Source organism: Synechococcus sp. RC10A2 (assembly GCF_047502605.1).
Genome location: NZ_JANSHP010000126.1, coordinates 1 through 26,788 on the forward strand (window position 1 = coordinate 1; position 26,788 = coordinate 26,788).

At 59.4% G+C, this 26,788-nt stretch carries 30 protein-coding genes; 16 read left to right on the forward strand and 14 right to left on the reverse strand.

From position 1 onward, the window contains the following. Positions 1-364: 364 nt before the first annotated feature. Positions 365-583, reverse strand: a complete 219-nt coding sequence (gene gvpA, locus NW848_RS16765) for a gas vesicle structural protein GvpA (protein WP_011429717.1) — start codon at positions 581-583, stop codon at positions 365-367. 382 nt (positions 584-965) lie between these two features. Here gvpA and NW848_RS16770 point away from each other — a divergent pair, with 382 nt between their 5' ends. The 6 genes from NW848_RS16770 to aroH all read left to right on the forward strand — a co-directional run bounded on the left by NW848_RS16770 (position 966) and on the right by aroH (position 4,004). After that, positions 966-1,184, forward strand: coding sequence for an Hfq-related RNA-binding protein (locus tag NW848_RS16770; RefSeq protein ID WP_011429718.1), 219 nt, complete (start codon positions 966-968; stop codon positions 1,182-1,184). A gap of 151 nt (positions 1,185-1,335) precedes the next feature. Beyond that, positions 1,336-2,019, forward strand: a complete 684-nt coding sequence (locus NW848_RS16775; protein WP_011429719.1) for a V4R domain-containing protein — start codon at positions 1,336-1,338, stop codon at positions 2,017-2,019. Further along, positions 2,016-2,267: a hypothetical protein gene (locus NW848_RS16780; RefSeq protein ID WP_011429720.1), complete on the forward strand. Its 252-nt coding sequence runs from the start codon at positions 2,016-2,018 to the stop codon at positions 2,265-2,267. Before NW848_RS16775 ends, NW848_RS16780 begins: the two co-directional genes overlap by 4 nt. A 45-nt stretch (positions 2,268-2,312) precedes the next feature. Then, positions 2,313-2,792, forward strand: coding sequence for a hypothetical protein (locus NW848_RS16785; protein WP_011429721.1), 480 nt, complete (start codon positions 2,313-2,315; stop codon positions 2,790-2,792). Between the two features lie 56 nt (positions 2,793-2,848). Beyond that, on the forward strand, positions 2,849-3,538 hold the full coding sequence (locus tag NW848_RS16790; protein WP_011429722.1) for a V4R domain-containing protein: 690 nt from the start codon (positions 2,849-2,851) through the stop codon (positions 3,536-3,538). Between the two features lie 91 nt (positions 3,539-3,629). Continuing rightward, the gene (aroH, locus tag NW848_RS16795) at positions 3,630-4,004 is read left to right on the forward strand and encodes a chorismate mutase (protein WP_011429723.1); all 375 of its coding nucleotides are present in this window, start codon (positions 3,630-3,632) and stop codon (positions 4,002-4,004) included. Here aroH and NW848_RS16800 read toward each other — a convergent pair. Next, positions 4,001-4,402 (reverse strand): hypothetical protein, encoded by a 402-nt coding sequence (locus NW848_RS16800; RefSeq protein ID WP_011429724.1) that lies wholly within the window; start codon positions 4,400-4,402, stop codon positions 4,001-4,003. The genes aroH and NW848_RS16800 overlap by 4 nt on opposite strands. A gap of 166 nt (positions 4,403-4,568) precedes the next feature. Here NW848_RS16800 and NW848_RS16805 point away from each other — a divergent pair, with 166 nt between their 5' ends. Further along, positions 4,569-5,351 carry a Ycf66 family protein gene (locus NW848_RS16805; protein ID WP_099812336.1) on the forward strand — a complete coding sequence of 261 codons (783 nt, stop codon included), beginning with the start codon at positions 4,569-4,571 and terminating at the stop codon, positions 5,349-5,351. 132 nt (positions 5,352-5,483) lie between these two features. Here the strand turns inward: NW848_RS16805 and ppc are convergent, their stop codons facing one another. From ppc to NW848_RS16820, 3 genes are all read right to left on the reverse strand, one after another. Then, entirely contained in the window at positions 5,484-8,420 is a 2,937-nt protein-coding gene (ppc, locus tag NW848_RS16810; protein ID WP_099884165.1) for a phosphoenolpyruvate carboxylase, read from the reverse strand. 122 nt (positions 8,421-8,542) lie between these two features. Then, positions 8,543-8,800 (reverse strand): DUF3146 family protein, encoded by a 258-nt coding sequence (locus NW848_RS16815; protein ID WP_011429727.1) that lies wholly within the window; start codon positions 8,798-8,800, stop codon positions 8,543-8,545. Between the two features lie 200 nt (positions 8,801-9,000). Next, complete coding sequence (locus tag NW848_RS16820) at positions 9,001-9,342, reverse strand: DUF3155 domain-containing protein (protein ID WP_041438161.1); 342 nt, start codon at positions 9,340-9,342, stop codon at positions 9,001-9,003. A 765-nt stretch (positions 9,343-10,107) separates the two neighbouring features. Between NW848_RS16820 and NW848_RS16825 the strand changes: the two genes are divergently transcribed. Next, a complete protein-coding gene (locus NW848_RS16825) occupies positions 10,108-10,584 on the forward strand; it encodes a DUF4168 domain-containing protein (protein ID WP_011429728.1) in 477 nt (158 codons plus the stop codon). Here the strand turns inward: NW848_RS16825 and NW848_RS16830 are convergent. Continuing rightward, entirely contained in the window at positions 10,574-10,981 is a 408-nt protein-coding gene (locus NW848_RS16830) for an ATP-binding protein (RefSeq protein ID WP_099884163.1), read from the reverse strand. The two genes, NW848_RS16825 and NW848_RS16830, sit on opposite strands and share 11 nt — an antisense overlap. Before the next feature lie 109 nt (positions 10,982-11,090). On the opposite strand from NW848_RS16830, the gene NW848_RS16835 reads away from it, so the two are divergent. From NW848_RS16835 to NW848_RS16850, 4 genes are all read left to right on the forward strand, one after another. After that, entirely contained in the window at positions 11,091-11,240 is a 150-nt protein-coding gene (locus NW848_RS16835; RefSeq protein WP_011429730.1) for a hypothetical protein, read from the forward strand. A 246-nt stretch (positions 11,241-11,486) separates the two neighbouring features. Further along, the gene (locus tag NW848_RS16840) at positions 11,487-11,939 is read left to right on the forward strand and encodes a DUF2062 domain-containing protein (RefSeq protein ID WP_255322555.1); all 453 of its coding nucleotides are present in this window, start codon (positions 11,487-11,489) and stop codon (positions 11,937-11,939) included. 188 nt (positions 11,940-12,127) lie between these two features. Beyond that, complete coding sequence (gene map / locus NW848_RS16845; protein ID WP_011429732.1) at positions 12,128-12,916, forward strand: type I methionyl aminopeptidase; 789 nt, start codon at positions 12,128-12,130, stop codon at positions 12,914-12,916. 6 nt (positions 12,917-12,922) lie between these two features. Beyond that, positions 12,923-14,767 carry a chloride channel protein gene (locus NW848_RS16850; protein WP_414402357.1) on the forward strand — a complete coding sequence of 615 codons (1,845 nt, stop codon included), beginning with the start codon at positions 12,923-12,925 and terminating at the stop codon, positions 14,765-14,767. Between the two features lie 3 nt (positions 14,768-14,770). On the opposite strand, the gene NW848_RS16855 is transcribed toward NW848_RS16850, so the two are convergent. From NW848_RS16855 to NW848_RS16870, 4 genes are read right to left on the reverse strand one after another with little or no spacing between them, the layout of a single operon-like run. After that, the gene (locus NW848_RS16855) at positions 14,771-15,559 is read right to left on the reverse strand and encodes an endonuclease III domain-containing protein (RefSeq protein ID WP_228375438.1); all 789 of its coding nucleotides are present in this window, start codon (positions 15,557-15,559) and stop codon (positions 14,771-14,773) included. A 19-nt stretch (positions 15,560-15,578) separates the two neighbouring features. Beyond that, a complete protein-coding gene (murG, locus tag NW848_RS16860; protein ID WP_414402358.1) occupies positions 15,579-16,667 on the reverse strand; it encodes an undecaprenyldiphospho-muramoylpentapeptide beta-N-acetylglucosaminyltransferase in 1,089 nt (362 codons plus the stop codon). 7 nt (positions 16,668-16,674) lie between these two features. Further along, the gene (locus tag NW848_RS16865; RefSeq protein ID WP_049749720.1) at positions 16,675-17,679 is read right to left on the reverse strand and encodes a photosynthesis system II assembly factor Ycf48; all 1,005 of its coding nucleotides are present in this window, start codon (positions 17,677-17,679) and stop codon (positions 16,675-16,677) included. Continuing rightward, the gene (locus tag NW848_RS16870; RefSeq protein ID WP_346426045.1) at positions 17,679-18,095 is read right to left on the reverse strand and encodes a rubredoxin; all 417 of its coding nucleotides are present in this window, start codon (positions 18,093-18,095) and stop codon (positions 17,679-17,681) included. Before NW848_RS16870 ends, NW848_RS16865 begins: the two co-directional genes overlap by 1 nt. Before the next feature lie 358 nt (positions 18,096-18,453). On the opposite strand from NW848_RS16870, the gene NW848_RS16875 reads away from it, so the two are divergent. The 3 genes from NW848_RS16875 to NW848_RS16885 all read left to right on the forward strand — a co-directional run bounded on the left by NW848_RS16875 (position 18,454) and on the right by NW848_RS16885 (position 22,271). Continuing rightward, positions 18,454-18,864, forward strand: a complete 411-nt coding sequence (locus NW848_RS16875; protein WP_011429738.1) for an FHA domain-containing protein — start codon at positions 18,454-18,456, stop codon at positions 18,862-18,864. 961 nt (positions 18,865-19,825) lie between these two features. Beyond that, on the forward strand, positions 19,826-21,181 hold the full coding sequence (gene accC, locus NW848_RS16880) for an acetyl-CoA carboxylase biotin carboxylase subunit (protein ID WP_011429740.1): 1,356 nt from the start codon (positions 19,826-19,828) through the stop codon (positions 21,179-21,181). A 70-nt stretch (positions 21,182-21,251) separates the two neighbouring features. After that, positions 21,252-22,271 (forward strand): tyrosine-type recombinase/integrase, encoded by a 1,020-nt coding sequence (locus tag NW848_RS16885; protein ID WP_240527268.1) that lies wholly within the window; start codon positions 21,252-21,254, stop codon positions 22,269-22,271. Positions 22,272-22,434: 163 nt separating this feature from the next. Here the strand turns inward: NW848_RS16885 and NW848_RS16890 are convergent, their stop codons facing one another. From NW848_RS16890 to NW848_RS16905, 4 genes are all read right to left on the reverse strand, one after another. Beyond that, the gene (locus NW848_RS16890; RefSeq protein ID WP_011429743.1) at positions 22,435-23,448 is read right to left on the reverse strand and encodes a hypothetical protein; all 1,014 of its coding nucleotides are present in this window, start codon (positions 23,446-23,448) and stop codon (positions 22,435-22,437) included. Further along, positions 23,439-24,041, reverse strand: coding sequence for a J domain-containing protein (locus tag NW848_RS16895; protein ID WP_011429744.1), 603 nt, complete (start codon positions 24,039-24,041; stop codon positions 23,439-23,441). The genes NW848_RS16890 and NW848_RS16895 overlap by 10 nt, the downstream gene beginning before the upstream one ends. Positions 24,042-24,366: 325 nt before the next feature. Continuing rightward, on the reverse strand, positions 24,367-24,666 hold the full coding sequence (locus NW848_RS16900; RefSeq protein ID WP_143597299.1) for a hypothetical protein: 300 nt from the start codon (positions 24,664-24,666) through the stop codon (positions 24,367-24,369). A gap of 31 nt (positions 24,667-24,697) precedes the next feature. Next, positions 24,698-25,450 carry a DUF561 domain-containing protein gene (locus NW848_RS16905; RefSeq protein WP_011429746.1) on the reverse strand — a complete coding sequence of 251 codons (753 nt, stop codon included), beginning with the start codon at positions 25,448-25,450 and terminating at the stop codon, positions 24,698-24,700. Positions 25,451-25,622: 172 nt separating this feature from the next. Here NW848_RS16905 and speB point away from each other — a divergent pair, with 172 nt between their 5' ends. Then, complete coding sequence (gene speB / locus NW848_RS16910; protein WP_011429747.1) at positions 25,623-26,528, forward strand: agmatinase; 906 nt, start codon at positions 25,623-25,625, stop codon at positions 26,526-26,528. The last annotated feature ends 260 nt before the right edge of the window (positions 26,529-26,788 follow it).

Here is a 26,788-nt window from a genome sequence, read left to right on the forward strand (position 1 = left end):
CATCTCCATCTAGGAAGCTTGCCTGCGAGCTGTACGCCTCCTCTACCTCAATAAATTCAATGCCATAATGCTGACTACCCTTTTGTGTGGGTCAGGGGCACTACGGCCTTTTTCCCTTCTCCCAGATAGCTGGCTTCGGCACTTGCGTGGCAATGCAAACCGGCAGGCCGCACAAGTCCTCCACCTGGGAGCGGGAATAGCCGGGCTGTTGGTCGGTCAAAGTTGGCCAGAACTGAGCAAAGCGAGGCAGAGACTCTACCCTGGTCCCTGCCTCACTAGCCACCTGCTTCGACAGGACTGCCAAGCCATAGCGGCTGCGGGAGGCAGCTGCCGCCTCTTTACAAGTGGCTGAAGACGGCCAGACTTAGACGGCAGGGGCAGCAGCAGTAGCCGTCAGGCCCACCGCCTCGGCGTATTTCAGGTAGGTTTCCACCGAAGCCACGACAACGCGAGCTTCAATGGCCAACAGCTCGATCCCCACCAGAGAAACCCGCACCCAGGCATCGACCACGATCCCTTTGTCCAAAATGCGGTCGATCACTTCGGCCAGGCTGGAAGAAGAGTTCACTTTCTCAACTGCCATGACGATCTCTCCTGCACTGATGATGGTTGGATGGTTGAAGACGAATCGGCGGCAAAATTGCAGGTTGGAAGGGATCCTAACCTTGGATCGGCCCCCTGGGGTAACACCCGCCCCTTGTATCACCCCAGCCCCATTGTGCTGGCTTTTTTCGGGGAGAACACCCGTAGATTCGCTTAAAAAACGTGACGGGCTGACAAGAGTCGCCGTCTCCTCCGAGCGCCACCCCGCCTTCATAGTACCCGCTGGTAGAGAAAATGGGTCAAAGGGTGAGAGCGTCCCGGGGAGAGGCCCTCAAGTCAGGGTGCGGGCCGGCAGGGATCCCCTATACTGAGAGCAGTGCGCTTGCCGACATGCCGTCCTTCCGCTGGCCAAGAGGGCTGCTGTGACCGAGTTCAACACCGGGATCCCAAGCGTGCGTCGCCTGCAGCGGGTGATCCGGGATCGGGAAATCGTTGAGGTTAAGCTCAATACCGGCGATGTCTTCGTCGGCCAGTTGCGCTGGCAGGATCCCGACTGCCTTTGTTTGGCCGACGCTGAGGGACAAGAATCGCTGCTGTGGCGCTCCGCCATCGCCTTTGTCAAAGTCAGACCTCCCTCCTAAACCCAAACCCCTGCAGCCCTTGGCCGTCGCTGGCTTCCCGGCGGCAAGGGTTTCTTTGGCGCACCTATCGACAGCTCTGGCCAAAGCCCCCGGCGAAAAGGCTATGATTCAGCAAGAAGTGTGAAAAAATTTACCCTCCTCCCCTCTAGCCATGTCAACCGGCCCCATCGAGCTTGCCCTGCAACCTGTCGCCCAGCGGCATAACCACTACAGCCGCGAGGATTTTTTTCGCTTCGACCGCTCCCAGGGATCCCTAGTAGACTGGACGGGCGCGCGCAACGTCTTGGTAAGCGAGGATTTTATCCTAGGTTTGCAACAGGGCCTGGAAGAAGAAGTGGGGGATGCCTCGGCCTCCTTGATGTACACCATTGGCCGCGAGTGGGGCCGCAACGATGCAATCCACTTCTCCCACTGGTTTGAGGAAGAGTATCGGCGCAAACCCAAGCAGAGCCACCTGATGTTCCTCTTGGAAACCTGGTGGTGGCCCTTGACCTCGCAAGGCTGGGGGCGCTGGGAGGTGGAGACCGAGAGCCGGCGGCAGGGGTTTATTTTTATCAACCTCTTTGACTCCGCCGTGGCCCGCACCCTGGGGGATGTGGGCAAGCCGGTTTGCCATCTCTACGCTGGCTTATTTGCCGGGTTTTTCAGCGCCATGGTGGAACGGCAGCTCAACTGCATCGAGATCCAGTGCTACTCCATGGGAGAAAGCTACTGTAAGTTTTTGCTCGGCAGCAAAGATCGCATCGATGCGGCTGCCTTTTGGCTCAACGAAGGGGCCAGCGCCAGCGAAATTGCCCAAAAGTTGCGCTCCGGTCAAGGAGTGACCAAGCCATGACAGCAGAGGTTTTTCTGGAAGAATCGGTGCAGAGCTTTTTTGCTCGCCTGAATTGGGATAACCGCCCTCTGCAAGACCCCTCGCTGCCCATGCCTTTTGTACGGGTGCGAGAGCATTTTGCCTCCATCCCCTGGACGGGGGATCCCCTGGCTTTGGCGGCCCGTTCCTTGGGATCCCTCTCGGCAGCGCTGCCGCCCCAGCCTGAAGAGGAACCGATTACTTTGGCCGATTTATTCAGCCTGTTTTGAACGCCGACACCCGCTGAGCACCCACCAACACTTTGGAGAAGTGAGATGGTGAGCCCACTGGAGCAGATGCTAATTGAGGCCGAGGCCCGCTACCTCACGCCGGAGCAACTGGAGCAGCTCAAAGCCTATGTGCTCGGCTGGCCAAAGCGGCTGCACGTGTACCGGGTCGTACGGGAAGGGGAGAGCCAGATGGTGAGCCGCACCCTAGACACCCTTCAAAAGGAGATGCCCAATCTTTCTCCGCAAACGGTAAACCTGTGCCGGCGGCACCTGCTCCTGTTGCTGCGTCAGAGCGCCCTGGCCATGTTGCTGCAGGACGAAAACCTCTTGAAGGAGCGGCTGATCGAGTGGATGGAAGAGGAGGTGCGCCTGTACGAGCTGCAGAGCGTTTATGAGGTAGTCCATCGGACTTTTCAGCAAGAGCTTAGGGATCACCTAACTCCCGGCGAACTGGAGTTCATCCGCCCCTGGATCACCCAGGTGCAGGCAGCTTTGCTCTCTTTAAACGGCCTCAAATCCGCCTAGAACCTTCCCCACCGCCTTTTGGTAACTTACCGATACTGATAACCCAGGGATCCCCTATGGCCAGCACCCCCCCCATCCCCAGCAGCCTCGCCGACTTTGACCCCTACACGCCTGTTTTGGCCAACTATTACGCGCCCAGCGCCTATCTGCAAGGCGATCTGGAGTCCGGTTTGCTGGAAAGTCGCCACGGCGACCGGCTCTTGGCCCTTCCAGAAGCATTGCTACGAGGCATCTACACCGGCTTGGAATACGAGACAGGGCAGGCCGCCCGCCTGGTATTGCGCAACTGTGGCCGTATGTGGGGCAAAGAGTTTTTCCGCCGCTTTGCCCAGGAGCTCTCCGACTACTACCAGAAGCCTTTGTCCGAGCTGGAGATGGGGCTCTTTTTACAAAATCTCAAACAAGCCTGGAAGACCCACGGCTGGGGGCTGATCGACATCGACTGGACCTACAAAAATCAGGGGGTGCTGGTGGTGTCGATCCGCAACTCTCCCTTTGCCGCTGCCACACCCCCCCACTTCAAGCGCCCGATGGGCTTTTTGGAGGCAGGGCTGTTGGCCACCTGGTTTAGCCAGCTGACCGGCCAGGATCTGGGCTGTGTGCAAACCACCAGCGAGGCTTTGGGAGCGAAGAGCAACTTGTTTATCTTGACCGCTGCCGCCCGCCTCAAGGAAGGAGAGGCCTGGGTGGACTCCGGCCTCAGCCACGACCAGATCCTGGAGAAGTTGTTACAGCCCGCCCCGTAACCAGATCCAGCAGCGGGATGGGATCCCGTCGGGACGAGTCTGTATAATTCTCTGGAAGCAGGACGAGCTCAAGCGCTTGAGGGTGTAGCCATTGGGGTGGCGGGTCAGAGCAATCCGAGGGGCCATCACCGTTCCGGCAAACACTGCCGAGGCCATTGGCGCTGCGGTGAACGAGCTACTGGACGCCCTGGAACATCGCAACGCCATCAATCCGGCGGAGTTGGTGAGCGTCATTTTCTCCGTTACCCCCGATCTCAACGCGGCCTTTCCTGCCCAATTTGCCCGCCGCCGCCCCGGCTGGGAGTTGGTGCCTCTGTTGGACGTGCAACAAATGGACGTCAACGGCGCTCTGCCCCGTTGTATCCGCGTTTTGATCCAACTGAACACCCCGCTGGCCCAGGCTGAGATGCACCACGTCTATCTGCGAGGTGCCCGCGAGCTACGGCCTGATCTCAGCCCAGTTTAGGAGGATAGCTTCTCGCGCAGCCGAGCCTCCCACTGTTGCAGTTGCTCCTGGAGAGCGGCCATCTCCGCTTCGCGACGGCTCAGCTCTTGACTTTGCCGGGTCAAAGATTGACGCCAGCTTTCGATCTCCGCCAGGTCGGCCAGGCTGCGGGCCTGCGAGAGGCTGTGCAACATCTCCACCAACTTCATCGCCGCCTCTTCCACCCGCTGCACCTGCCGATTTTCCGCAAGCTCAACCAGCAGCAATACCCCCACGTTGTAGGAGGCTGCCTCCTTAGAGGTAACCCGTTCTGGCTGGCGAAGCGGCGCCCAAACCCCACCCTCGGCTTGCTGGGCCAAGAGCTGCAGCTCCGCCTGGCCAAAAAGACTTTTCTTGTCTACCCGCGCCAGATACAGCATGAAGCCTACTGGAATGTACAGGCCATCCTAGCACCGATCCCCTTCCTTTGAGGGATCCTGCCCTAAAACCGGGATGGTTGTCCCTGGGAGGATCGATGTTAAGATCGGCTGCGAAATGGGTAAGGCCTGACGCCTTCCTGTTTTCAGCAGTTTAGGGATCCCTGGCATGTTTCTCACCCAAAGCCCCTATTTTTTGATGGCAGCGCTGGTGGCAATTGCCAGTGGGGCCATCTTTGCGGTTCGGTTCATCAAGCGAGAGGCTTCCGCAGAGTCGGATGTGATTTTCGCCACGATGGGCCTGATCTATTCCATCAGTTTGCTTCTGGAGGGTCAGCGGCTCATCCCGTTGCTGTTTTTTGCCCAGGTGCTGCTGGCGGTGATAGCTGGCTGGTTTGCCTTCGAAACCTTCCGATTGCGGATCCTCTTGAACGAAAAGGTACGGCAGGGGGGTGGAGTGCGTCCGGTCGTGGGGCCCCGGGGCTTTAGCCGCACCTATCCACCCGATGGCTATGCCCAGACGCGCAGCGTTTCCACGCGGCCTAGCGGATCCCGCATTCGCGACACCTCCTCCGCCAGCCGCTCCATTCCTGAACGCAGCGAGGAGCCAGCTCGTCGCCCGCGGCCCCAACTGACCAGCGATACCCGTGTGCGCCCCCGCCCTCGCCCGGCAGCGGAGGAGTATTACGAGGAGCAAGAGACCCGCTTCCGTCGGGACACCGAGGACGATGAGCCGGATCCCTCTCGCCGCTCGGCTGCCGAGGACTATCCCGAGGATGTGCAGGAAGAACGAGGCACAGTCACCCGCCGTCGTCCCCCCCGTCTGCCTCAAGACCAGGGTGAGAGCTACGTTGAGGAAAAACCTCGTCGTCCTTCCCGCCGTGTTGTCGAGGTGGAATCGGTGGAAGTGCAAGAGGCGGAGCCAGACGAGTACGAAGATGATTTGTTCTGACCTCACCCTCAAGCCGTCCTGGCCTGAGGGCTGCTCCTGCTGAGGCAACTCCCAACCGCCTTGCTCCCGGAGATATCCTAGGCCGGTTGGAGAGGGCCGTAGCTATCCTTGATCCCCAGGAAGAGTCGGTGCTCAGCCTGTGTTGCGCATACCGGCAGCGATGCCGTTGATGGTGAGCAGAGCTCCCCGCAGCAGCTCGGCGCGGTTGTACTGGGTGTTGTGGAAATGGGATTTTTGCTTGCCACGCAGGCGCTTGAGGAGCGAGACCTGGATAAACCCGAGGGGCACGATTGAACGGTTGCGCAGTTGCACCGAGCGCTTCAGATAGGGGTCGTTCTCCAACAGCTCCTTGTGTCCTGTAATTTTCAAAACCATCTCCCGGGTGCGGTACATCTCCTGGGCAATGAGCTCGAATAGCTCCATCGCCCGCTCCAGGCGCTCGGGGGAGCTCATCTCTCGCACGTAGTGGCGGGCAATTTGCAGATCCGCCTTGGCCAGGGTCATCTCCACTTTGGAGATCACCATGCGGAAGAAGGGCCACTCGCGGTAGAGATGCTGCAGGTGGTTGAGGTTGTGTTCGCCTTTAGCCGCGTATTCCTCTAGAGCGGTGCCCACTCCATACCATGCGGGCAAGAGAAAACGGCTCTGTGTCCAACTGAATACCCAGGGAATGGCCCGCAGGGATCCGATATCTTTCGAGTTGCCGCTGCGGCGAGCTGGGCGGGAGCTAATCTGCAGTTGGCTGATCTCTTCGATGGGGGTGACCTCGTGGAAAAACTCGACAAAGCCTTCCTGCTCGTAGACCAGGTTGCGGTACACCTGGCGAGAGCGCTCTGCCAGCGATTCCATCAGGCGCGACCACTCGTGCAGGTCGTTGGGGTAGGTGCGCAGCAGGCTCGCCTGGATGACGGCGCTGGTAACAGTTTCCAGGTTAAAAATGGCCAGATCCTGGAGAGAGTACTTAGAGGCCAACACCTCTCCCTGCTCAGTAATCTTGATGCGGCCCCCCACGCTGCGCCCCGGCTGGGCCAAGATCGCCTCGTAGGCCGGCCCTCCCCCGCGCCCCACCGAGCCACCCCGGCCATGGAAGATCTGCAACTTCACCCCATAGGACTCGGCCACCGCCTGCAGCCGCTGCTGGGCTTTGTAGATCTCCCAGTTGCTGCTTAGAAAGCCAGCGTCCTTGTTGCTATCCGAGTAGCCCAGCATCACCTCCTGTAGGTTTTCCTGCTGGGCCAGGTACTGGCGATAGAAGGGGATCTCCAACAACTGCCGCAGCACCTCTGGCGCCCCCTTTAGGTCTTCAACGGTCTCGAACAACGGCACCACCGCCAGGGATCCGCGCCCGCTGATGGGATCGTAAAGGCCCACCTCCTTAGCCAGCAGCAGCACCTCTAACAGATCGCTCAACTGGCGGCTCATGCTGATCACGTAGGTTTGGCACATGGCCATGCCAAATTCCTGCTGCAGCCGGCGCAGGGTGCGAAAGGTGGCAATCAGCTCCGCCGCTTTATCGGAAAAGGGAGCTTCTAGAGGGATGAGGGGCCGGCGGGTTTGCAGCTCCCGCAGGAGAAAAGCTGTTTTTTCCTCCTCCGTCATCTCGCTGTAGGGCCGCGGCAAGATCCGCAAGTACTCGAAGATCTCGGTGAGAGCGGCCTCGTGGTAGCTGCTGTCTTGGCGGATATCCAGGTGGGCCAGATGGAAGCCAAAGACCTGCACCTGGCAAATGAGGTGATCCAACTGGCGGCAGGAGAGGCCACTGTTTTTCAAGCTGCTCTGAATAAGCTGCAAGTCGGCCAGAAATTCTTCTGCATTGGCGTAGGCGTTGTCCAGAGGGGGCGGGACAGGCAGGCAAGCGGAGTCGGCCAAATTGCGGTTGCGCTCCCGCGTCAACTCCAGCCGCCGCTGGATGTAGCTGAGCTTGAGCCGGTAGGGCTCTTGGCGATATTGCAGCGAAAAGGACTCGTAAACCTCGGGCATGCGGCGGCGATCCTGCTCAAGGACATCCAGCAACTGGCTGTCCACATCCCCCCAGTGCAAAGAGACGCTCAGGGTTTTGGTGAGGGCCTTCACGGACTCGATGTACTTGCCCAAAATCAGGTTGCGCTGGTAGCGGGCCGTTTGCCAGGTAACGTCGGCAGTGACGGAAGGGTTGCCGTCCCGATCCCCGCCCACCCACGAGCCGAAGTTGCAAAAGCCTGCCGGCGGTGGCTCGACGCTGGGAAAGGACTTTTTCAAGCTGCGGCTGAGGTACTCATGCAGCAGAGGGATAGCCTGAAACAAAACCTCTTCAAAATAGTGCAAGGTGTAATCGACTTCGTTCAGAACGGTCGGTTTGGACTGATGCAACTCGTCGGTGCGCCACCAGAGCAGAACCTCCTCCGCCAGTTGTTCTCTCAACATCTGGGCCTGCAGAGGGTGAGACTGCTCTGCCCAGTCCAGTTGGCTGAGCAAGTGGGAGAAGGCCCGTTGCTTTTCGCGGATGGTGTGGCGGACGATCTCGGTGGGGTGGGCGGTGAACACCAGGCGGATGTGCAGCCGCTCCAGCAGCCGGCGCAGCAGTCCCGGCGGCACCCCCTGAAGCCGCAGGTAAGGGAACAGACGTTCAAATTTTTCGTTTTCCCGCACGGTGCGCTGCTGGCTGTCCACCATGCGCATATCTGAGTCTTCTGCCCGTTCGTAGTGCTGTTCAACGATGTTGATCAACTGAAAGAACAAAGCGAAGGCGCGGGCCGTTTGAATGGCTGCATCAAGGCTGAGATGCTCGACAATTTGTAGTACTTCCGGGATGGGGTACTCCAAGGCCTGCCCTTCAGGGGAACACATGGAGCGCAGCCGCTGCAACAGATCTACCAAAGGCTGCCCGCACTCCTGCAGGATTACGGCTTCCCAAAGTTCTTCCACCATTTGCAGGCGGCGATTCAACAGGTTGTTCCTGCGGTCGAGCGCTTCATCCACGGCGAGGGCACGGGCCAAGGGATCCCGTTCCGCCAGTGGAGGGGCCTCCTTCAGGCCGTTGGCAGAACCCACTGCCCGCTCTGCAGTCGTCAGGTGGGAGGAAGAGGTCATGAAGGCAGCTCCTAGAACAACCATCCCAATATTAGAGCCTGTTCGCTGGAAGCGCAGATTACTCTTGGAGGAGAGCTGTCTCGGCAGCATGGCCAACTCTCCCCCTGTTTGCCCAGGGATCCCTAGAGGCGGCTACGAATAACAAATGAGTAGTTGCTGCCGGGCTCTAGTAAGTAATCCGATTTCTCCAAAAAACGGCTCAAGGGATCGCAAATCAAGGCCCGCCCTACAGAGGGTTCCACCTTCAGCTCCCCGGATCGAAAGCGCCAGCAAAAGCGCCAAACCCAACCGTTGGCGTTGACTTCCCCTTCAATGGCGCCCTCCTGCCAGGAGCGGCGGGTAATTTGTACATGGGCGGTGGTCTGCGGCAGTCGGCTCATCCAGAACCTCCCGACGGGATCCCCTGTAAGGTAGCGCGCAAACCCCTCTCCGAGAAGTCGAAGATGGGCGATGAGGGGCTAGATAGATGCTAGGTGGAAAGGGATCCCGTTAATTGGATGGTTCTCTTGCCGAGGATAAAAGCAAGCCCCCCGTGGGGGGGCTGTTTCTTCAGCTCCTGAGGCCGGTATTGATATAGAAACTATTGAGCGGCAGTTGCCAGAGCCTTGGAAGATTTTTTCTCCGGCTTCTCAGCCGCAACCTGCGCTAGCAAAGCCCGTAAGCTGGGAAAGAGAAAGTGATTTTCTTCGACATATTGCGCGCCGAATAGTCCCTTCTCCGCCCAGAAAAATCGGTCTATCGTGTGCTCGTTTCGCCGAACCAGAATCAGCGCAGGCGGCTGAATAGAGTTTTCCTGTATGTATCTCCGGGCGGCGGTTACAGACTTTTCTTCGCCGCTATCTAATTTAAATTGAGGAATATAATCTAAAATTTTGCGCCCCTCCAAACGACGGCGGCTCTTACGCTTTCTTCTCCTGACCAATGTCAGCCTCCTGTAGAAGGATTACAAGACAACCTCAAAAAATATATCAGCAATACCTAAGAAAATCAATAACTTCTACCGGCTTTTGTTATCATCCTTTACAGAAATAACAAAGGACAACGAACGTCCTCCTCCACGAGCGGAAAAGAACTTACCTCTGTCTCCCCTCCAAGAACTTTGCCGGGAAACTGCTTATTCAGTTGAAAAATAAACCCTTTCTCCCCGGAAGGGAGCAAAGAGAAATAGGGTATCGATTAGCTCTGATGCCTGCGAAGAAAGTCAACTGCCAGCGCAGGAGACTCCCTTCCGATCTGGCCTCTGAGCTAGCATCGACAACAAGGAACGCTCAACAGAACACATACCTAAACCCAGGTACGGGCAACTCCCCTTAGTGGGGATTAGGGTTGGCCAATTGCAACTGCGCAAACCTAGAGCAGCTTCACCAAAAGGAATACTCGCGGGGCGAGCAGCCTTTGGAGAGGGTACTACGACTGTACAACCAATTTTCCGTTTCTACAATATGTCCAGGATAGGTTTCCCGTACTGCGTTAAACCCTTAGACGGCAGACAGACCTCTTGCTACTCTGGCTTCAGGGATGACCTGAGCCATAAGGGTTCCGGTCGGTCTCAGGTAGAAGCTGCAGGAGCCCCGCTTCGTACTCCCTTCCATCCCCCCGCCTCCCTGCCCCTGGTATGCGGGGGGTTGGGGGGGAAGGGAGGCGGTCGGAGCCGGGTAGTTTACTCTAGGTCGAGGGAGTTTTGGGCATGAGGAAATTCGCGTTGCTGGTGAGTCTGGGATTGATTCTGGGATCCCCGCCGCTTTGGGCGCAGGAGGCAACCCCGCTCCCCAGTCCTGCTGCAACTCCTTCTGCGGCTACAGGGGGGGCTCCCAGCCCGCAAGCTTCCCCAACTCTAACCCCAGAGCAAGTTACCGATGCTCAGGTGGAGCAGTTGGTGCAGATTCTGTTGGAATTGGATCCTTTGATCCGGGAAGCCAGCGCTCAGTTGCGAGAGACCCAGAACGAAGAAGAGTACGAGCAGATCATGCAGCGCACGGAAACCCAAGCCAGCCGCATTGTCGAGAAGCAGGGGCTGACGGTGGCCGAATATCGCGAGCTGATGACCTTGGCCAACGAAGATCCCGTTTTGAACCAGCGAGTGCGGGCCCGCTTGCAAAAAGTGATCGAAGAAAGGGAATCCTCTGCTTCTCCCCAGCCAGCCACCCCGACGCCTAGGCCCTAGGCTGAGCTGACTGCTGTTGGCCGGAGACAGAAAGAAGCCGGGGCAACCGCAAGGTAAAACAAGTGTGGTCGGCCTCGCTGTTAAGGTAGATTTTCCCTTGCAACAAGTTTACCCGTTGTTGCACAAGGGCCAAGCCCAACCCTGTCCCTCCCCGCCGCCGGGGATCCGAGCTGGGCACGCGGTAAAACTTCTCAAATACCCGCTTTTGTTCTGCAGGGGGGATGATGATGCCGGTGTTGCCAATTTGGATTTCCAGGTGAGGAGGAGCGCTGGTGACCTGTAGGTTAATCCGGTGCTGGGCAGGAGTAAATTTCCCGGAAAGCGCCGTAAAGCCCCTATCTTTGGGCAGGGGATATAAGGCGCTTTCTGGTAACCCCGTTAGCGGGTCGGGGGCCAAACTCTACACTTGGGGTACTGAGCAACTTTTTGGCAATCTTCCCGCTCCCGTCTCTCCAGGATGAGATCCTAGAATTGGAGTCTTCTAGGATCTTTTCTGGGACTTGAGGATGAAAACTCCGCCTGAAAGGCCCGCCCCCAAAGTCCAGGCGGGATCTCTGCGAGCTGCGCTGAGCATTGCGCTGTTTCTGTTCTTACTGGCGCTGGTTTCCTACTTGAGCCTCAACTTCGTGCTGGCCTTGGTGGACAAGCTCAGCTAGCCACTCCCTGAGGCGATTCCTCGGCGCGGATCTGCCGATAGCCCTTTGTCTTCGGCAGCAGGAAAGATACAATGGATTTACAGGGCTTAACACCTTTTCTCAGTTTCTACGCTCCCCATCATGAGCCCCCTCTCATGGCTGAGACCATTTTCTTGGTTCGCAGGTTCGCCGGGATCCGCTGGGCCTTATCTTGAGTCTCAACCTGCGCTGACTTGGCCCCGCCGGGATCTGGGCTGGAGGCGCTGGCTGCGGTACCTGTATCTGCGCCTGTTGCGAATGCAATCCTCCCCCAAAGAAATTGCCCGCGGCCTGGCGGCGGGAGTTTTTGCGGGTTGTTTTCCCATCTTCGGCTTTCAAACCCTGGTGGCCCTGCTGTTGGCCGTTCCTTTGCGGGGCAACAAGCTGGTGGCGGCGGCAGGAACTTGGGTGAGCAACCCCCTCACCTATGTGCCGATCTATGCCTTTAACTACCGGGTGGGGGAATGGCTGCTGGGATCCCGAACAGCCTTTGCCACTTCGGAACTGGTGGTAGCTCAGAACTGGATGCAGTGGGGCCTGGAGGTGTCGGCCACACTCTTGGTGGGCTGTGCGTTTGTCGGGTTTTGGGGCGCCCTCGTTAGCTACTTTCTGGGGCTGTGGCTGGTGGAGTGGATCCGCCGGCGGCGGAGAAGGGGCCGGGTCTCCTGTGAAGGGATGTAGGGCGGCTCAAAAGGCCCAACCCAAAGCTGAGCTAGGCCGGGATCCCTGCCGCCTCAGACTTCGGAGATGGATCCAACTTCAGAGAACAGAAGGGTTTGACGATGGAAGATATGCGATCGCTATTAACCGATCTCAGCCGCCGCTCTCAGCGATGGGGGGAACAGTTGGGATCCGCCTTGCAGACGGGCATGAGCCAGCTTACCCAAGCTCCTCAGCCGATTGTGTTGCTCTCGTCGCGGGAGCTGGAGAAGATGCGACGGGCCTGCCGCCTGGCTGCGGATCTGCTCAAGCACCTGGAGCCGATGGTGCAGCCGGGGGTCACCACCCAAGAGCTTAACGACGAGGCGGAGCGCTGGACGCGGGCCCACGGGGCCAGGAGCGCCCCTCTGGGCTACCACGGCTTTCCCAGGTCCATCTGCACCAGCGTCAACCACGTTGTCTGCCACGGCATTCCCAGCCCCAAGCAGGTCCTGCGGGAAGGGGACATTATCAATATCGATGTCACCCCCGTTTTGGATGGCTACCACGGCGACACTTCCAAAACGTTCTTTGTCGGGCAGCCTTCCGAGCGGGCGCGGCGTCTGGTGGAGGTGGCGGAAGAGTGCCTGCGGCGGGGCATTGCCGCCGTGAGGCCAGGCGGCAGAGTTGGGGATATTGGGGCTGCTATTCAAGAGTACGCCGAGTCCCAGGGCTACAGCGTGGTGCGGGACTTTGTCGGCCACGGGGTAGGACGGCAGTTCCACACGGCGCCCCAGATCCCCCACTACGGCGAACGGGGGAAGGGGGAAAAACTCCGCCCCGGCATGGTGTTTACCATCGAGCCGATGATCAACGAAGGCACGTGGGAGGTGAAGGTGCTTGCAGACGGGTGGACTGCTGTGACGGCAGACGGCAAGCTCTCCGCCCAGTTTGAACATACGGTTGCCGTTACCGAAACCGGCGTGGAGATCCTGACCCTACCCTCCTCCGGCCCTTGAGCAGGTATGAATAGCGCTAGCGTTGCCGATCCCCGCCTGCGTCTTTCCTCTGAGAATCTGCTGCTGCTGCTGGCGGCAGCGGCGGGGCTGGGCACAGGTTTGTTGGTGATCGGGTTTCGCTATCTCATCGGCTGGTGTCGCTATCTTTTGCAGGATACTCTCGTCGACAGCATTGTCAGGGCTGTGCAACAACACGGCCTGTTGCTGCTGGGATCCTGGGCAACCATTTTGGCGCCGCTGCTGGGGGGTCTGTTGATCGGCACCCTGGGGGTGGTTCTGCCTTTCCCCAACCTCAGCCTCTCCAGTTTGGTGAGTGCCAACCGGCCTCTCGCCCCTCGCCCAGAATGGATCCCACTTAAGCTGGTGGCTGCCGCCGTCTCGTTGGGGGCGGGAGCTGCGCTTGGGCCGGAGGCCCCCAGCGTGGAAAGCGGGGCCCTACTGGGATGCCTGCTGGGGCAAAACCTGCGCCTTGCGCGGGAGCGGGTGCAACTGTTGATGGCCGCCGGGGCGGCGGCGGGGCTGGCGGCGGGGTTTAACGCGCCGATTGCCGGGGTGTTTTTGGCGCTGGAGCTGGCTTTGGCCCGCACGTTCACCACTTCTGCCGTCAGTGTGGTGGTGTTGGCAGCGGTGGTGTCGGCCCTGATTGCCCAGGTGGGGCTGGGGGCGCAGCCGGCCTTTTTGCTGCCGACCATTACGCAGCCGGCTTTTGTCTTGCCCGCCTACGAGCTGCACAGTCTGCTGGAGGTGCCCCTCTATTTGGGTTTGGGCCTTTTGGCCAGCTTGGTCTCCATCGCCTTCGGCTATGCACTGGAATGGGTCAAGCACCTGTTCGGCAGTGGCCCCCTGGCGGCCTGGCCAGCCTGGAGCAAGCCGATTCTGGGCGGTGGGATCCTGGGCTGTGTCGGCCTGGGGATCCCGTTGGCCCTGGGGGTGGGCTACGAGACCATTGAGTCGATCTTGCAGGGGGTGCCCTTTTCCCTCGGCCAGCTTAGCTTGCTGTTGCTGGGCAAGGTATTCCTCAGCGCGGTGAGCGTGGGCAGCGGCTTTGTCGGGGGAACCTTTGCCCCGGCTTTGTTCTTGGGAGCGGTGCTGGGGGCAGGCTACGGCCAGGTGGTGGGAAAGGCTTTGCCTGCTATTGCCCTCTCTCCCCCTGCCGCCTACGCCATGGTGGGTATGGGGGCGGTATTGGCGGCCAGCGTGCGGGCTCCCCTGACGGCCATTCTGCTGCTGTTTGAGATGACGCGGGACTACCACATCGCCTTGCCGGTGATGGCGGCGGTGGGCCTGAGTATCTGGCTGACGGAGCAGTTGCACCCGCCGGCCATCTACCCCTCCGCCCGTCGCAGGCAGGAGCCGAAGGGCCTGACGGTGCAAGAGGTGATGGTGCCCCCTTCTCTGCTGCTACCCCAGGATACGCCCCTGCGGGAGGCGCTGGAGCGCTTGCTGCAGCAAAAGTGCCACAGCGCTTTGGTGGTGGACGGGCAAGAGCGGCTGCGGGGCATTCTCACCCTGGAAGACCTGGAGCGGGCCCTGGCCCACAAGCAGGCCGGGGAACTGGCCGAGCTGACGGTGGAGCAGGTCAGCCAGTCGCCTGTGCTCACCACTTTCCCCGACGAAGCCGTGGCGGTGGCCGCCGAGCCGCTGTACGAATACGATTTGCGCCAGTTGCCGGTGGTCTCGCGGGAGGATCCGGAGCATGTGGTTGGCCTCTTGGATCGGGAGCGGGTGTTGCTCTCCCAAGAGATCGAATCTGTGCGGCAAGTCCTCGAGCCGGAAGTTCCTGCCCCAGGTGGGGTCGAAAACGGGATCCCTGCCCAGCCCACTCCCTCTTCCCCTGCGCCGGCAGACTAGGGATCAGCGCTGCCGCAGCAGGGCGGAGGGGCATTCGTGTCGCAGAGGGCAGCGGCCACATTCGGGCATGCGCGCCTTACAGATGCGTTTGCCCAGCCGGATCAAGTTGACGTGCAGGGAATAGGCCTTGCCCGCCGGGATCCGCGGCGACAGTTGGGCAAAGGTGTCGTCGGGGTGTCTGGCCCGCACCAAGCCAAGACGGTTGGCCACCCGATGCACATGGGTATCCACCGGGCAGAGATCCCGGCCCAGGCCAAACAACAGCACGCAGGCGGCTGTCTTCAGTCCTACCCCCTTCAGGGAAAGGAGATAGGCCAGAGCGTCCGCGTCGTCCAGATCCCGCAAAAAGTCCAGGCTCAGGGATCCCTGTCGCTTGACAATGGCAGCCAGAATCTCCTGAATGCGGGCTGCTTTGAGTTGGGCCAGGCCCCCGGGACGGATCACCTGGGCCAGCTTGGTTGGATCAGCAGCTAAGACAGCTTCCCAGGAGGGGAAAGCGGCTTTGAGGGCGCGAAAGGCGCGGCTGCTATTGTGGTCGGTGGTGTTCTGGGAGAGGATCGTGCCCACCAATTCGTCCAAGAGGTCGGGATAGAGGGGCAGACCATCAGGGCTGCGAGGACGTTGGGGGATGCCAAAGCACTGTTCCAGGCGCGCCAACAGTGATTCCAGCACGACGGCGTTGGGGCTCGCCTCACCAGGACGAGGTTCCAGCCAGGCTGAAGTCTCCATGGCTGCGGCAGGCTCAGGCAGGCGGCGGGCAAGAGGATCCCGATCCAATCTCGGCTGTACCACGGCTGGCCTCCTGGGGAAGTTAACGGGCGGAATCTCGGCAGATCTCCTGGAGCAGGCCGGCAACTGCCTTGCTGGCAGGGGGGAGAGCTGTCGCCTTCAAGTTAGCGGCCATTTGGGCAACCACCTGGGGCTGATCCAGCCAGCTTAGCGCCGTTTGCCGCAGCGAGTCCAAATTCTCTTCAGACTCTCGCAGGACCACTCCCCCACCTCGCTCCACAAAAGCCAGGGCGTTGTGATACTGATGGTCTTCGGCGGCAAAGGGGTAGGGGATCAAAATGGCCGGGGTGGCGGTGGCCCACAACTCCGCCAAGCTGAGAGCGCCAGCCCGGCTGATGGCAAAAGTTGCCCGCTGCAGCAAGGCGGCCACATCGGCGCGGAAAGGAAAAGCGCGGTAGCGGGGGTGGGAAGGGATCCCGACCTCACTGCCGCCGGTCAAATGCACAATCCACGCCCCTGCCTCCAACCAGGCGGGGGCACAGGCGGCCACCAGGCGGTTCAGGCCCCGCGCCCCCTGGCTCCCCCCCATCACCACAATCAAAGGATCCCCCTCTGGAATCGGCAGATCCGCGGGCAAGGGCTGGGGCTGATAGAACTCCGCCCGCACTGGCGTGCCTACCACCCGGGTAACTGCCCCTGGCAAATGCTCTGCCGTTTCCGCCATGCCCAGGGCCACCAGCCGGCAAAATCTTCCCAGCCAGCGGGTCACCTTGCCCGGAAGGCAGTTGGACTCGTGCAGCAACACCGGCACCCCCAGCGAGCGAGCTGCCAAGATGGTCGGGGCGGCGATGTAGCCGCCGGTGGTCAACACCACGTCAAACTGGCCTGAAGCCAGGATCTGCCGCACCTGCAGCGTTGCCCGCGCCAACTGAACCAGGGATCCCAGCTTCTGCCAGGGGGATCCCTGCCAGCCGGACATGGCCACTCGGTGCAGCGGGTAGCGGTCCGGCACCAGCTTCGCCTCCAGCCGCTGCGGCACCCCCAGCCACTCAATCTGCCAGGTGGGCAACTGCTCGACAACGGCCAGCGCCGGAAAGATATGCCCCCCCGTCCCGCTGGCCGCCACCAGCAGCCGTGGTGGTGAGGTGGGATCCCTCCTGTCTCCATTCACCCTAGGACTAGGACGGGGAATTGCTGTAGCCAACGTAGCGCAAAAGCGTGCCCCGCTGCCCCAAGATAAATCCTCGGTCGGGGCCAAAGAACTCGATGCTGTAGAAATTGGCGGGAATGTTGCTCAATTTCTTGGCCTCCTCCCAGGTTTTGCCGCCATCGGGGCTGTGGATCAGAGTGCCGCCGCCGCCCACCACCCAGAGGTCGTGGTCGTTCTGGTAGGCCGCATTTAGATAGCCAAAGCTGAGGGCACGCCCGGGTCGCAACGGCTTGGACCACTCGCCGGAGGTGAAGTCACTCGTGAAGGCGATCTCCGCGCCTTGGTTCAATTTCCAGGCGCTGCCGTTGGGGCCAAAGCCCATGTTCTGAATGCGGCGAGAGCTTTCCCGCGGATACGGCTTCCAGGATCGGCTTTCTGGAGTGTAGAGAAAGTAGAAGCTGCCCCGCGACGACACGGCCAGATACTCTCCTCCTGGGCCGCGGGCAATGTTTTTAATCGCCCCAATCGGCTCTTCCACCTGGGCATGCCAGGTCTGTCCTCCATCTTCCGTGCGGTAGATGGCCCCCACATTGGTTACCATCTCAGCCGCTCCAGGACCCAGGGCTTGGATTAGGATCGGCTCCCCCGGCAGTTGCTTGCTGAGACGAATGGATGTCCAGTCGGATCCCTCGTTGAGCGTGTGGAGGAGGATCCTCGGCTGCCCCACCACCCAGCCTTCTGCTCCGGCAAAGCTAATCGAGCTCAGATAGGCTTCCGGCTCCAGTGCCGTCAGCTTGCGCACCTGCCAGTGGAGGCCGCCATCCTGAGACTCCAACAGCGTCGCTTTATCGCCCACCAGCCAGCCATGAGAAGGGTTGGTGCCGGTGAAAGCAATGTCCAGCAGAATGTTCTGGGTGGGCACCTCGACTTGTTGCCAGGGCACCACCTTCATGTCCGGCATCCGCGCCGCCATCAGCAAGAGAGAGAAGGCAGCTAGCAGCACCAGTCTCCAGAGCTTAAGCATTTTGGCCATCACTCGACGAAATAGAAACTCATCAAAAACAAAAATCCCAGCGCCAACCCCAAGAAGATGAGCAGGTTTTTCTGGGCAGGGGTCATCACATTGACCCCCAGGCCATAGCGCAAGTTCTCTTGAAAACCGGAAGGCTTGCCCTTGGCGCCCACCGCTTGAAACAGGCGCTTGCCGGCGCGGCACACCGGACATCTCCAGTCGGCGGGCAGCTCCTCAAAGGGCACACCTGCCGGGATCCGATTGAGCTGATCCCCCTTGGCCGGCTCGTAAACATAGCCACAAGAGCGACATTCATAGCGCTGCATGCGCAGGGGATCGCCAACCTGTGCATCGGTTTCATCTTCCGGCAACTCGATCAGCTTCGGTACCCTAGAGGGCTTGGGCTGGTTGACGGGATCCGGTTGCGAGCCATTCATGGTCTGGGAGGCATTTGCATCATCAAATCTTATTATGAGAGGAATTGTTACAAAAATCTACTCGGCCTTCTGCTCCTTTCCTTTCTCAGACCTTTCCTCAAAGCATCGATTGCCAACTCAGGGGGCAGGGAGATTTTGCGGAGTTAAAAACAGCCACGAGATGGGATCCCCTGGGACTCGGTCTTGAACAGGGGCATACCTGGCCTCTCTTGACACCTCTCTGGCAGCGTCAAGGAACGTCGTCTCACTCGCCAGCAGGGCAAGGGCTCTGGCAGACAAACCGGCCAGGGTTCACGCCTCGGATCCCATGCTATGTTTTGACTATCCTATTCGCGTGTTGTGCCAGTGGGTGTCCGCTATGACCACGCCCCCTCGCCGACCTACCCTTAACCACGTGTTGATCGTCAAGGATCGCCACGGGCCAAAGGCCTACTGGCTGACAGCCGAGCTCTATTCCTTGGGGCGGGATCCGAGCAACAGCATCCGCATCGACTCCCAATACGTCTCCCGCCACCACGCCATTTTAGTGAAGACCGAATCTCCCTCCTCTCCCGATGGGTTTACTTACCAAATCATCGATGGAGACATCCATGGCACGCCCAGCACCAACGGCCTTTACATCCGGGGGGAGCGGGTGGAGTTTCGCGATCTTGAGGACGGAGACGAGATCCAGTTTGGCAACGACGCTACTGCCACCTACTCCCTGCAAGCTCAGGATTTGGACAGGATTCTCTCCTCCTTTGAAAATACCCAGATCGTTGGCCTGTGAGAGCCGACTCATCAGTCAGGGGGAAGGTTTTGGCGAGGTAGGATGGTTGCCGGCGGGGGATGCTCAACTCCTTGCAGCGCGGCAGCTCCCTGATTTAGAGGCCTGCAGCTTGCCGTCGCCAGTGGTGGGGAGGAGCGCTGCCCGCCACTGTGGAACGGGTAGGCTGCTACTGGGCAGCAAGCGCTGACCGCAGTCTGCAAGCCGGCTCCAACTCCAGAGCCGGCGACCAAGAAAGGCCTACAGCTCGCTGGCGCGAGCCGAGGGAGTAACCGGCAGCCACGCTCCAGAAGGGAGCGGCGTCGCGCTAGTAGTTGGGCGTCCTACCAGTTGCGGCAAATTGATTACCTACGAAGTGCTGTGGGCAGGGGTAGCGATGGTGTGGGTGCCACCTGCCTACAGGTCTCAGACCTGCCACCAGTACTTGTAGATTGGCCAACGGGAAGGGAAGCGATTCCGTTGTAGTCTGGGTTTGCCTTTACCTCTGGGTGGTGATGCGGATTTTGTTTCCCCGCTGGCGCTTTCGCGGCGGAGAGTGGCTGGGGCCATGGCCTCGCTCCGACAACTAGAGAGAGATGGAGGGATCCATTGCCGTCAGAATCGGGCTGGGAGAGCTTCCCGGAGAAGCCTGGGTTTTGAACAGGTCTGTACAGGCTGAGGGGAGCTGAGAGTTATTGCTGATCCAGAGTTTCGCCCCATGCAAGTGCTGGCGCCAAGATCAACCTCTACCTGAAAATCCTCGGATCCCGTCCGGATGGGTATCCGGAGATGTAGAGTTTGACCCACCGGGATTCTGCTGGATCCCTGCAGCCTCAGCTAGGGTGTCAACTGGATTGATCGGATACGGGATCCCCATCTGGATCCTTCCGTCTGCTTGCCATAGTAGGATCAGCACCTACGTACCCTACCTTGCACGGGCCGCCGGCTTAAGCGGCCAGGGTTCTTCTGACTTGGAACGCTCTCCATGCCGCCCATTACCAAGATCCTGATTGCCAACCGAGGCGAGATCGCCCTGCGCATCATCCGCACCTGTCAGGAAATGGGGATCCGCACCGTGGCTGTCTACTCCACTGCGGATCAGAACTCTCTACATGTCCAACTGGCGGACGAAGCAGTCTGTGTGGGGGAAGCCCCAGTGGCCAAAAGTTATCTCAACATCCCCAACATCATCTCGGCAGCCCTCACCCGCGGGGCCACTGCCATTCATCCGGGTTATGGGTTCTTGGCGGAAAATGCCAAATTTGCCGAGATGTGTGCCGACCACAACTTGATCTTCATCGGCCCCTCGCCAGAGGCGATGCGCAAAATGGCCGACAAAGCCACGGCCCGCGAGACCATGCAGGCGGTGGGCGTGCCGACCGTGCCCGGCAGCCGCGGGCTGATCACCTCTGACGAGGAAGCGGTGAGGCTGGCGGAGAAAATCGGCTATCCCGTGATCATCAAAGCCACCGCCGGCGGCGGGGGGCGGGGCATGCGGGTGGCCAGAGATGCCCAAGAATTGCTGAAGATGATGCGCACCGCCCAGGGGGAAGCCCAGGCGGCCTTTGGCGATGGGGGCATCTATCTGGAGAAATACATCGAGCGCCCCCGCCATGTGGAGTTTCAGATTTTGGCCGACAGCCACGGCAATGTGGTGCACCTCTACGAGCGGGATTGCTCGATTCAGCGGCGCCACCAAAAGCTGCTGGAAGAGGCCCCCAGCCCGGCTCTGACCACGAGCTTGCGCGCCCGCATGGGGGCAGCGGCGGTGAAGGCAGCCAAAGCGGTGAACTACGTGGGGGCGGGCACGGTGGAGTTTCTGCTGGATAAAAACGGCCAGTTCTACTTCATCGAGATGAACACCCGCATCCAGGTGGAGCACCCGGTTACCGAGATGGTGACGGGGCTGGATTTGATTGCCGAGCAAATTCGCATCGCTCAAGGTCAACCCCTGACCTTTCGCCAGAAGGATGTGGAACTGCGGGGCCATGCCATCGAATGCCGCATCAACGCCGAGGATCCCAAGCAGCAGTTTCGCCCTTGCGCTGGCACCATCAGCGCCTATTTGCCTCCTGGAGGGCCGGGGGTGCGCATGGACTCCCACATCTACACCGACTACACCATTCCCCCCTATTACGATTCGCTGTTGGGCAAGCTGATCGTCTGGGGGCCCAACCGGGCAGCCGCCATCCGCCGCATGCAGCGGGCGCTGGGGGAATGCGCCATCACCGGGGTGCCCACCACGATCCCTTTCCACCAGCAGATCCTGCGCCACGAGGCTTTTTTGCGGGGCGAGGTGTACACGGATTTCATCGCCCAACACCTGCTGACTGGCCAGTAGCAATCCCTTCGGAGATTGCCAGAGAGCGTCTTTGAACGGCGCTGGCCAAAAGTTGAGGCTAAAGTTAAAGGTGAGTGGAGGGTTGCTGGTCGTGCCGATGAGGGATCCCCGGCCCGGCTTGGTTCAACAGGCCCATCTCCAGCGTCAGGCGAGCTGCCCCGTGCCCAGCCTGAGCCAGTTGGTGGGGCAATTTTTGCAGGAGCGGCAGCGGGATCTGGCCCCGGCCAGCCGCCGCACCTACCGCATTGCCCTGGAACAGTTTGCCAAAACTTGCCCGGTGCCGCTGCCTCAGGTGCAGCCGTCCCACGTTCAGTCTTTTTTAAACAGCTTGAAGGGGCGTCCATTTCGCAACCGCTCCGGCCAGTGGGTTCATCCGCCCGCCTCTCCCGCCACCTACAACCTCAAGCGGCTGGCGCTGCAGCAGTTTTTTGAGTGGGCCAGCCAACGGGGCTACTTTCCAGATCCCTTGCCCACCCAGGCGATTCGGCCTGCCCGCCTGCCCGCCCGTCTGCCTCGCGACCTGGATCGGCTGTTGTTGCAGCGGGTTCTGCAGCGGGCCCAGAGCCATTCTCTGCGCTATGCGGCCTTGATCCGCCTGCTGCTGGAGTGCGGGCTGCGGGCACAGGAGCTGTTGGACTTGACGGTGCAGGATTTTCAGATCAGCCCTGAGGGATCCCTGTTGGAGGTGCGCTGTGGCAAGGGCAGCAAACCCCGCGCTGTGGCGGTCGGGGATCCCCTCTCCGAGCTGCTGCAACAATATCTGAGCCGAGAACGGGGCCCGTGCGCGCCGACGGATCCCTTGTTTGTCTCCCAATCCCGCTGCCCGGCCTACCGGGGCCGTCCCCTCACCTACGATGGCCTACGTCATATTGTGCTCAAGCTTACCGAGCCCGAGCCGGGCCACCAAACCCCCCACCAGTTTCGCCACAGCTTTGCCACCTTGCTGCTGGATCGCGGCGTTGCCCCCGAACACATCCAACACCTGCTGGGCCATACGACTGCCGCCATGACGATGCGCTACACCCAGCGGGCCAACTTGAGAGCAGCTATTGCCCATTCCCGCGCGATCTTGGATCAGGGCTTGATCTAGGGATCCCCTGTTGCGCCGTGGCCTCTATTACTAGTAGGGAGAGGTTCAGATTGCTAACAGAAAGGGAAGCCGGACATCCAAAGGGCAGCCCCGAAAAAGAAATCAATCAGGTACACCTGGCTAAGGTGCTTGGAATGACCTGAAAACAATCGAATGGGTTATTTCAAGTTACACGCTGGAGAGGAAGGTAGAGCACATGTTCTCTCTCCTTTCCCATAGGCACCTGCGAGCCAAGGCTGGCCTTCTGCTGCTCCAACCAGATGATCAGATGTCTGTTCTCAGGGTAGTATTCCAGAACATACTTAATGAAGTCATCAATTGTACATGGCTTGCTGAAACCTCCCATCCACTGATGAAAGTGGCAATGCACTTCGTCGGCTATGGTAATCAGGTTGGAGAGATTCGCTGCAAGCTTTGGATAGTGCGCTTCAGAGTAGAGATGATGAACCGTTAGGCTACTGGCTGCTTTTCGAGTAACTCTACAAAGATTTTTATCCCTTTTTCTTGCAAGATCTTTTGCCCTTTCTATCTCTCTTTGTCGATCCTGGATTTTCTTGACGATTACCTGAATTTGAGGTTCAATGCGTTCGCTAACATATTGACACCAGTCTTTTCTGTGGTTTTGCTTGAGAACCTCTCCCATAACCTTGGCAAGCTCATAGATACCTCGCAAAGAGAGGTAAACAGTGTCATCATTACCAAAACGTGTGTAATGAACGTCTTTGATTAACTTACTTTGCTTCGATGCAAGCTCAAGCGCCTTCTTAAGGTAGTCAGTTCGAGTTCTAAAGATCATCACAACATCTCGACGAGATAGCCAAAACTGATCTTGTCTTTTGACCAGAGAGGAGCTGTTTTGAAGGATCCTGTAATCTACCAGAGCTTTCTGCTTCTTGCGATGCTCTTCCTTGAACCAATTCCTAATGCTTGTACCTGTAGAGGATTTGCAACCTTGCTCTGATCGAGACCTTAAAAAGGATAAAATGGCATAAGCGCCGGACCGCGTGTATTCCCTTAGCCCAGAACTTTTGTTGATAACACGATAGTCTTTACCTTCCACCAGTTTCCATGCATCATCGGGGATACTGTCAAAGTGAGCTTCAATCTCTCTGAGTTCCTCAAGGCTGATACCCAAGAAGTTGGCGAGCTTGTTTGAGGAAACATAGACTATAGCCATTGCTCAAACTTCTCCGTAAGGCTTTTGTAGAAAAGAGTCAATCGCTGGAAAATTTTGTCATCTCCCGTCGGAGAATCGGGATGGTAAATCTTGCTCAGGCGATAAAAAGCAGCTTTGATGTCTTCATCGGTAGCTCGATCAGGGTCAAGCCCAAAAACCCGCCAAGGCAAGTCGTACTTGAAGATGTTGATCCCATTGATGCAGCCATACCCCTCTTCTCCCTCTTCGTTGGGAAGGATCCCGATGTGCTGACGATAAATGCGCTCCAAATCATCTATGTTGGATAAGTTCAGCTTGCCCATACCACTGGTTGCCAGTCTGAAGCTGGCTGATTTTCTCAGCTCGGCTGCGTTTTTAACGCCAAAGTGGTTGTAAATGGCTTTCTGCAGCTCTTTGACAGACAGCCGGGGCGGTGGCTGTAGCTGCCTGACTACAAACCGGGCAAAATTCTCTAGGAGCTCCTTAGAAATGCCATAAGTATCCGAAAGACGCTGGATTTCTGCGGCAATCGCCACCTGCGGGTCGGGCCCAGCTCCTTCTTTTGAGGTTGTCCTGGTTGTTTTGGTTTTTGTGCTGGTGGCTTTTCTGGGCACGGTTTCTCCTCAAATCACCAATGCCAAGTGCAAACCTGCACAAAACTCACAGGCTGCCTGTGAACTTATCTGCACGATGAAGCAGAGAATTTCAAATTAGTGAAACAATGTTGTCGGTAACCGTAAAACCCTGCATCACATAGGATGCACCCTGGCGATGCCCAGTTGGATAGATTGGTGTGGGGAGCGAATCCGCACGGGGGATCCCCTGGGCAAATTGCGCCCACATCCGGCCGTTAGAGCACCCTTCCTCTGGAGCGCGCTTACTCTAGCTTGTTTTTCGGATACTTGTCAACCCAAGGTCTGGGGCAGCCTTTGTTTTCCTTCAGCTTTTGGGGATCAGCCGCTTGGGACAGGCAGCACGGATGTGGGATTCGCTCAGGTCGGGCATGAGGGCCAGGGCCCGTTGAGCATCGATTTGCGCTTCGCACACCGCCTCCAGCACCTGTTCGGCCAGAAGGGAAAGGGGCATATCGGCGGTTTGCTCAGGATCGGTATCCTCTCTAATTTGTCGAACTCCCACCGGCGGGGGAGGCAACACCAGCGGTGCCGCCTGCGGCGGCAAGGTGGTGGAGGTACCCACCTCCAACTGCGCTTCGGCCAGAGCCACACCGCGCCCTGCCACCCCACCGGGAAAAGGACTCTCCCATCCAATGTCAAACAAGCGCCGACACCCGTGATTCAGACAAAGCTTCCCTCAGCGCCCGCACCTGGGCCACCATGGCCACTTCATCCTGGAGGCGACTGACAGCTCTGCCCACCCCCACTCCTGAAGCACCGGCAGCGATGGCCAAGGGCACCGTCACCGCTGAGAGGCCAGAGGCGCAGATGACCGGCAGCGAGACCACCCGGCTAATCTCATAGGCGGCAGCCAGGGTGGGGGCAGCCTTCTCGATTAGGCCCAGGGATCCGCCGTGACGGGGCTCAGCGCTGGTGCCGCCCTCGGTTTGGATGAGATCGGCCCCCAGATCCTCCAGTTTCTCTGCCAATTCCGCCTGCTGATCCAAAGGCAGCGTATGGGGAACGGTAACCGACAGGAGAGTGCGCGGCAGCAGGGAGCGGGTTTGGCGAGTGAGATCTAGAACTTCCGCAGCGGAGAAGATGCGGCCCGAAGGGTAGAAGCTGTCGTAATTGCCGATCTCGGCCATGTCGGCCCCCGCCTGCACGGCAGCAGCCAATTGCTGCGGGTCCACCGCCGACACGCAGATGGGCAGCTCGATCTGGGCTCGCACCTGCTGCACCAATTCGGGACTGGCGGCGATATCCACCCAAGTGGCTCCTCCCTCCTGGGCGGCGCGGGTGACTTTCAGCACCGACTGCAGGTCGAAGTTTTGTAGGCCGCTGATGATCTTGAGGGCACGGCGCCGGGCAAGGGCGTCGAAAAGGGCAGCTTGAGAGGCTGTGGTCATAGGCTTGTCAGCTTGTGGAAACGGGACACAGGAGGAGTGCAAGCAAATCGGCTGTGGAAACCTTTGCTCAGTCTAGAGGGTTTGCTGCCATCCTACAAGGGATCCATCCCAATCCTTTCGGACTATCGCAAGATCTTTCAATAAAATAGGGATCCCTTCTTGTGCTCTTGCCATGTACCGCTCTCCTTTCCCCTTCCTGGGCCTGCCTGAGCCGGATCCGGAGATGGCCCAAGCCATTCTGTTGCCCATCCCCTACGAGGCCACCACCTCCTACGGCAAAGGCACCGCCAAAGGCCCCCAAGCACTCCTGGAGGCTTCGGCGTACGTGGAGATCTACGACGAGGTGAGAGACTGCCAGCCGGCTTTCCACCCCAACTTTGCCGCAGAGATCTCCCGCTACTGGACGGCGCCGCCAGTGGAGTTCGAGGGGCTGGACACTCATGAGCTGGCCATGGCCGCAATCCAGCGCCGCGCCGCCGAGTGGGTGAGGCCGGGGCGGTTTTTGCTCTCCATCGGCGGGGAGCACTCCATCACTGGCCCCTTGGTTGCCGCCCACCTGCCCCACTACCCAGAGCTGCACGTGCTGCAGATCGATGCCCACTGCGACCTGAGAGACAGCTACGAGGGATCCCGCTATTCCCACGCTTCCGCCATGGCCCGTGTGGTGGAGCAAGTGGGCGGTCGCCTCACCCAGGTGGGGATCCGCTCCATCTGCGCCGAAGACCGCCAGGCCATTCGCAAGCACCGCTTGCACACCTTCTTCGCCCACAGCCTGCACCACAAGCCCGCCCAGGAGTGGATCCCCGAGGTGATCGCCACGCTGGGATCCCAGGTGTACCTGACGGTGGATGTGGACGGGCTGGATCCTGCTGTTGTGCCGGCCACCGGCACCCCCGAACCGGGTGGACTGGGCTGGTGGGAGACGGTGGAACTGATCCGGGCACTGGGGCAGCAGCGGCAAATCATCGGCGCCGATGTGGTGGAGCTGGCGGTCACCGGGGAACGGGAAACCGATCGCCGCAGCGCCTTCACCGTCGCCAAGCTGGCCTATCAGATCCTGGCGGCGGCCTTGGGCTAAGCTCCAGAAGAACTGGGCTATGGCCGGGTTCCCCCTGTTTCCACCTGGCCGCTGGAGCACCGGCTCCAATCTCGAAGCATCCAGACAAAATGAGGACTGGACTCTCTCTGCCGAGATCTTCTGCTAGCTTCCCAGGTGGCCCCAGCCATGTCTCCGCCTTCTTCCAGCTCCCTTGAACCGTCGCCGCCCCCCGTCGACTATATAATATAATATGTTCAGTACGGATTACTACCAGTTGATCTTTCTGTTTACTTTCGAGT

Bases quoted from the DNA above. Each gene is read 5' to 3' on its own strand.
- NW848_RS16865 (WP_049749720.1), bottom strand. From the start codon at position 17,679: ATGGCCAAAATGCTTAAGCTCTGGAGACTGGTGCTGCTAGCTGCCTTC.
- NW848_RS16825 (WP_011429728.1), top strand. From the start codon at position 10,108: ATGAGGAAATTCGCGTTGCTGGTGAGTCTGGGATTGATTCTGGGATCC.
- NW848_RS16805 (WP_099812336.1), top strand. From the start codon at position 4,569: ATGTTTCTCACCCAAAGCCCCTATTTTTTGATGGCAGCGCTGGTGGCA.
- NW848_RS16835 (WP_011429730.1), top strand. From the start codon at position 11,091: ATGAAAACTCCGCCTGAAAGGCCCGCCCCCAAAGTCCAGGCGGGATCT.
- ppc (WP_099884165.1), bottom strand. From the start codon at position 8,420: ATGACCTCTTCCTCCCACCTGACGACTGCAGAGCGGGCAGTGGGTTCT.
- NW848_RS16890 (WP_011429743.1), bottom strand. From the start codon at position 23,448: ATGGCTATAGTCTATGTTTCCTCAAACAAGCTCGCCAACTTCTTGGGT.
- NW848_RS16790 (WP_011429722.1), top strand. From the start codon at position 2,849: ATGGCCAGCACCCCCCCCATCCCCAGCAGCCTCGCCGACTTTGACCCC.
- gvpA (WP_011429717.1), bottom strand. From the start codon at position 583: ATGGCAGTTGAGAAAGTGAACTCTTCTTCCAGCCTGGCCGAAGTGATC.
- NW848_RS16785 (WP_011429721.1), top strand. From the start codon at position 2,313: ATGGTGAGCCCACTGGAGCAGATGCTAATTGAGGCCGAGGCCCGCTAC.
- NW848_RS16850 (WP_414402357.1), top strand. From the start codon at position 12,923: ATGAATAGCGCTAGCGTTGCCGATCCCCGCCTGCGTCTTTCCTCTGAG.
- NW848_RS16800 (WP_011429724.1), bottom strand. From the start codon at position 4,402: ATGCTGTATCTGGCGCGGGTAGACAAGAAAAGTCTTTTTGGCCAGGCG.
- NW848_RS16870 (WP_346426045.1), bottom strand. From the start codon at position 18,095: ATGAATGGCTCGCAACCGGATCCCGTCAACCAGCCCAAGCCCTCTAGG.
- NW848_RS16780 (WP_011429720.1), top strand. From the start codon at position 2,016: ATGACAGCAGAGGTTTTTCTGGAAGAATCGGTGCAGAGCTTTTTTGCT.
- NW848_RS16815 (WP_011429727.1), bottom strand. From the start codon at position 8,800: ATGAGCCGACTGCCGCAGACCACCGCCCATGTACAAATTACCCGCCGC.
- speB (WP_011429747.1), top strand. From the start codon at position 25,623: ATGTACCGCTCTCCTTTCCCCTTCCTGGGCCTGCCTGAGCCGGATCCG.
- accC (WP_011429740.1), top strand. From the start codon at position 19,826: ATGCCGCCCATTACCAAGATCCTGATTGCCAACCGAGGCGAGATCGCC.
- map (WP_011429732.1), top strand. From the start codon at position 12,128: ATGAGCCAGCTTACCCAAGCTCCTCAGCCGATTGTGTTGCTCTCGTCG.
- NW848_RS16775 (WP_011429719.1), top strand. From the start codon at position 1,336: ATGTCAACCGGCCCCATCGAGCTTGCCCTGCAACCTGTCGCCCAGCGG.
- NW848_RS16875 (WP_011429738.1), top strand. From the start codon at position 18,454: ATGACCACGCCCCCTCGCCGACCTACCCTTAACCACGTGTTGATCGTC.
- NW848_RS16905 (WP_011429746.1), bottom strand. From the start codon at position 25,450: ATGACCACAGCCTCTCAAGCTGCCCTTTTCGACGCCCTTGCCCGGCGC.